This is a genomic window from Streptomyces colwelliae, from assembly GCF_048158785.1.
Lineage (GTDB): Bacteria > Actinomycetota > Actinomycetes > Streptomycetales > Streptomycetaceae > Streptomyces.
This window is the reverse complement of sequence record NZ_JBLTJC010000602.1, coordinates 1-4,097: the sequence shown is the minus strand read 5'-3', so window position 1 is coordinate 4,097 and position 4,097 is coordinate 1. Positions and strand designations below refer to the sequence as shown.

Sequence of the window (4,097 nt, the reverse complement as noted above, 5' to 3'; positions counted from 1 at the left end):
TCGGCCGTGCCGCCCTCGGCGGCCGCGGCGAGGGCGCTGTGCGCGTTGCAGGACAGGCCGATGGTCAACGCGCCCTGCCCGCGCGCGTGTTCTACGGCTGCGATCGCGTACGAACCTCCAGGTGTCCGCATGTCCAGGTGCTCCCCGTACCTCAACGCCGCGGTTCCCACGCGAGCAGCGCGGCGGCGCCGCCGCGCTGCGTCCGCGCTGATCCCCGGAGGAACCCCTTGTCGGAATGGCTTGTTCTCGTCATCGCGATGGTGGCGGCCTGTGCCGTGGTCGTCGTCATCACCTTCGTACGCGAGCGCACCGCGTCCGAGGACGAGGATCCCGGCGACACCCCGGACGTCATCGAGTACATGACGATGTGGATCGGCGTTGTGTACGCCATCGTCCTGGGCCTGGCGATCGCCGGTGTCTGGGAGGCCCGCAGCGCCGCCCAGGACCATGTGCAGGCGGAGGCACAGGCGCTGCACGAGATCTCGGAGCGGGTTCGGGTCTATCCGCCGGCCGAACGTGACCGCGTCCGGGCCGATGTCGAGGCCTACGTCTCCCAGGTCGTCAATGTCGAGTGGAAGACGATGGCCGACCACGAGGAGCTCACCCAGCGCGGCACCGACCTCCTCCAGCGCATCCGCGCCGACGTCACCGACTACCGGCCGACGACGGACTTCCAGGCGCAGGCCTACCAGCCGCTCGTCGACCAGGTGACCGCCGCGGACTCGGCACGCAACGCCCGTTCGGACTCCACGGGGGCGACGATGCCGTCGGTGGTGTGGTTCGGGCTGCTCGCCGGGGCCGTGATCACCATCGGCATGGTCTTCGCGCTACAGATCCGGCGTACGGCACGGGAGCTGATCCTCGCCGGGCTGTTCTCGGCGCTGATCGCGTTCCTGCTGTTCCTGATCTGGGACTTCGACTCGCCGTACAGCCGCGGCATCACGGCGTCGGCGCAGCCGTTCCTGAACCTCTTCCCGGGCATCAAGGGCTGACGGCCCCTCACCGGAGCCGGTCGTCGGGGGACGTCCGCCACACCGCGGACGTCCCCCGGTCGCAGGAACGGCGTCCCCTGTGCGGCCCACACCATTGCCCCATTCGCGCGACTGCGATCGCGGGAGCGCACACATGTTCCTAGCGTTTCGGACATCGAGGTGCATTTACGGCGCAAGCGGAAAAGGTCCGCTGCTGCTCCTCGGGGACCCGGAGGAACCACCATGCGCGCGATACGCGTCGCTTCGGCCGCACTGCTGGGCATCAGCGCCCTCGCCCTGTCCGCGCCGGTCGCCGTCGCAAAGGGCGACGGCAACCACAACATCACGCCGTTCGGCTTCAGCGTCCTGCCCTCGACGATCGCGGCGGGCGGCCAGGTGACTCTGCGGCTCGACCGGGACCAGGGCGGCTGCAAGGGCTCCGCCACGGTCTCCTCCGGGGTTTTCGACACGGTGCGGATCTCGCCGGGGCAGTCCTCTGCTACGGCGATGGTCGACTGGGATGCCAGGCCGGGCGCGGTGTACCAGGTGACGTTCACGTGTGACGGCGTGAGCGGCTCCACGGGTCTGACCATCGCCTCGGGCCGCACGAACAACGACATCCAGCCGCTCCAGCCGGCCCAGCAGATTCCGCGAGGGGTCCACGCCGGTGAGGGCGGCAGCATCGCCGGCTTCGACCTCAAGGAGCTCGGCATCGGCGCGGCCCTCATCGCGGGCTCGGTGGGAGCGGCGTACCACTTCTCGCGCCGCCGCACCGGAGAGGACGGCGCCTGACCTCGGTACCACCCGCACAGGCCTTCGCCCCGGAACCCGCAAGGGTCCGGGGCGAAGGCCTGTCACATGCGGCCGAACTCCGAAGGGGAGGAGGTCAGATCCCGCGCTCGGTGCGGCGGCGCATCCAGAACACCCCGCCGCCCACGACGGCCGCGGCGACCAGGCCGCCGCCGATCGCCATGTCGGTCGGGGTCGCCCCGGCGCTGCTGCTGCCGCCGAGACCGCCGCGGACACCGCCGATGACCGTGTAGGCCGAATCACGGGTCAGCGAGGAACCGTTGGAGCAGCGGACCGTGATGCTGTACGCGCCGGGGGTGGCCGACCTGCTGATCCTGGCGGTTCCGCTGGATGTCGTACCGGAGCCGTTCAGGAGGGACAGGTTGGCGGGGCGTTCGAACCCCGGTGAGGTGGCGATGGCGTTGCCGCCGCTGAAGCAGCCGTCGACCGTGACGGTGAGCTGGCCGCCGCGGGCGATCACGCTGGGCAGGGCGACGATGTTGCTGGGGCTGGCGCCCATGCCGTCCGCGACGGCCACCGGGGCGGCGAGCCCCAGGACGGCCACCGCGGCACCGGCGGCAGCCAGGGCACGAGTAGTACGCATGTCATCCTCCGCGGAAGGCGCCCCGGGACCCGTCCCCGGTCGATCGGCGAGAAAACGCCTCCCAGACGCACCCTCAGATGCCTTGCGCGCGCCCGCATTTCGAGAATGGTCCGTCCTGGTGAGAGGACACGCCGGGGGAAAAGCGCACAATCGGATATTGCCGCAGGTCACGGACCGTCAGAAAATTCCTGCGGGCGTCAACTCGTATGGCGCACATAAGGATGACCGGGCCACCCGTTCGCGCTTTCCCCGTCGCCGGTTCCGGCTTCGGGACTTAGCGTTCTCGTATGCGCGATTGACGGGGCGACGGCCGCGTCGAGAGGGGATGGCGAATGTCTGCGTCGGAGCTGTCCGAGCTTGCCGAAGAGGAGGAGCGGCAGAAGAAGCGCGCCCCGTGGGGAGTGATAGCGCTTGTTCTGCTGACCGGTCTCGCGCTCATTCGGAATGGTTCGGGGGAGTTCGACATCGGGCCGCCCCAGCCGGCCTCCGCCGCGGCCGCGGACGCCCGGACCGGCCACACCACGTTCGGCAAGGTCCCGGCCCCGCTGCCGTACTCCGTCGCCGACCGGGTGCGGATCCCCGCGATCCGGGTCGACGCCCCGGTCATGCCGGTGGGCCTGGACGCGGACGGCTGGGTGGGCGCTCCGCCGCCGGAGGACCCGAATCTGGCGGGCTGGTTCACCGGCGCCGTCTCCCCCGGCGAGAAGGGCACGGCGGTCGTCGTCGGTCACGTCGACAACAAAATGGGCCCCGCCGTGTTCTACGGACTCGGGGCCCTCAAGAAGGGAAATCGCGTCGAGGTCGCGCGCAAGGACGGAAAGACGGCCGTATTCGAGATCTACGGCATCGAGGTCTTCGAGAAGAAGGACTTCCCCGGCGACCGCGTCTACGCGTCCAAGGGAACTCCGGAACTCCGCGTCATCACGTGCGGCGGCGGTTTCTCCAAGCAGAACGGCTACGACGGAAACGTCGTCGTCTTCGCCCGCCTGGTCGAGGTCCGCTGAGCGTTCCCCGGCCGGGCGGGCGAAAGCCCGTCAGGTGGTGGTGCGTCAGGTGGTGGTGCGGCGGCGCGGCAGCGTCATGTGGTAGCCGGAGTCGAGCAGGTGCGGCAGATATTCGCGCAGCGCCTTCACACTCTGGGTCCGGTCGCCCCCGGCGTCGTGCGAGAGCACCACGATGCCGGGGGCGGCGCCGTCCTCGACCGCGTGGACGATGTGACGGACCCCGGGGGTGTCCCAGTCGAGGGTGTCGACGGTCCAGGCGAGGGGTTCCATGCCCAGGTCGGAGCCGAGTTGGAAGGCGGCCCGGTTCCAAGCGCCGTAGGGCGCGCGGAACCACTGCGGGCGTTCGCCGTAGGCGTCCTCGATGACGTCGCTGGTGCGTTCCATCTCCGAGCGGATCTGACCGCGGGTCATCTTGGTCAGCAGCGGGTGGGACCAGGTGTGGTTGCCGACGACGTGGCCCTCGTCGGACATCCGGGCGAGCAGGTCCCGGTTCCAGTCGGCCATCTCGCCGCACACGAAGAACGTGGCGCGGACGTCGTACTCGGCGAGGGTGTCCAGGATGTGCGGGGTGTAGCGGGGGTCGGGTCCGTCGTCGAACGTGAGCACCATGGTGTTGCCGCGTCCGGACATGCGCAGGAAGGGTTCGTGCCGCACCGGTACGCGGGCGGGGGCGCTGTGGGGTGCGCCGTATCCGGCCACGGGCTGGAGGCGGTAGGAGGAGGGCTTGCG

5 protein-coding genes are annotated in these 4,097 nt (G+C 70.1%); 3 read left to right on the top strand and 2 right to left on the bottom strand.

Features of this window, described 5'->3' with window-relative positions; genetic code table 11:
• The first annotated feature begins 257 nt into the window (after positions 1-257).
• Positions 258-992, top strand: a complete 735-nt coding sequence (locus ACNFOC_RS51710) for a bestrophin-like domain (protein WP_416965920.1) — start codon at positions 258-260, stop codon at positions 990-992.
• 222 nt (positions 993-1,214) lie between these two features.
• Positions 1,215-1,763 carry a hypothetical protein gene (locus ACNFOC_RS51705; RefSeq protein ID WP_019057593.1) on the top strand — a complete coding sequence of 183 codons (549 nt, stop codon included), beginning with the start codon at positions 1,215-1,217 and terminating at the stop codon, positions 1,761-1,763.
• Between the two features lie 94 nt (positions 1,764-1,857).
• On the opposite strand, the gene ACNFOC_RS51700 is transcribed toward ACNFOC_RS51705, so the two are convergent.
• Positions 1,858-2,364 (bottom strand): hypothetical protein, encoded by a 507-nt coding sequence (locus ACNFOC_RS51700; RefSeq protein WP_416965919.1) that lies wholly within the window; start codon positions 2,362-2,364, stop codon positions 1,858-1,860.
• Positions 2,365-2,696: 332 nt separating this feature from the next.
• Here ACNFOC_RS51700 and ACNFOC_RS51695 point away from each other — a divergent pair, with 332 nt between their 5' ends.
• On the top strand, positions 2,697-3,368 hold the full coding sequence (locus tag ACNFOC_RS51695) for a class F sortase (RefSeq protein ID WP_019057591.1): 672 nt from the start codon (positions 2,697-2,699) through the stop codon (positions 3,366-3,368).
• A 45-nt stretch (positions 3,369-3,413) separates the two neighbouring features.
• On the opposite strand, the gene ACNFOC_RS51690 is transcribed toward ACNFOC_RS51695, so the two are convergent.
• Positions 3,414-4,097, bottom strand: a 684-nt coding sequence (locus ACNFOC_RS51690) for a polysaccharide deacetylase family protein (RefSeq protein ID WP_416965918.1), incomplete at its 5' end; no start/stop codon positions are given.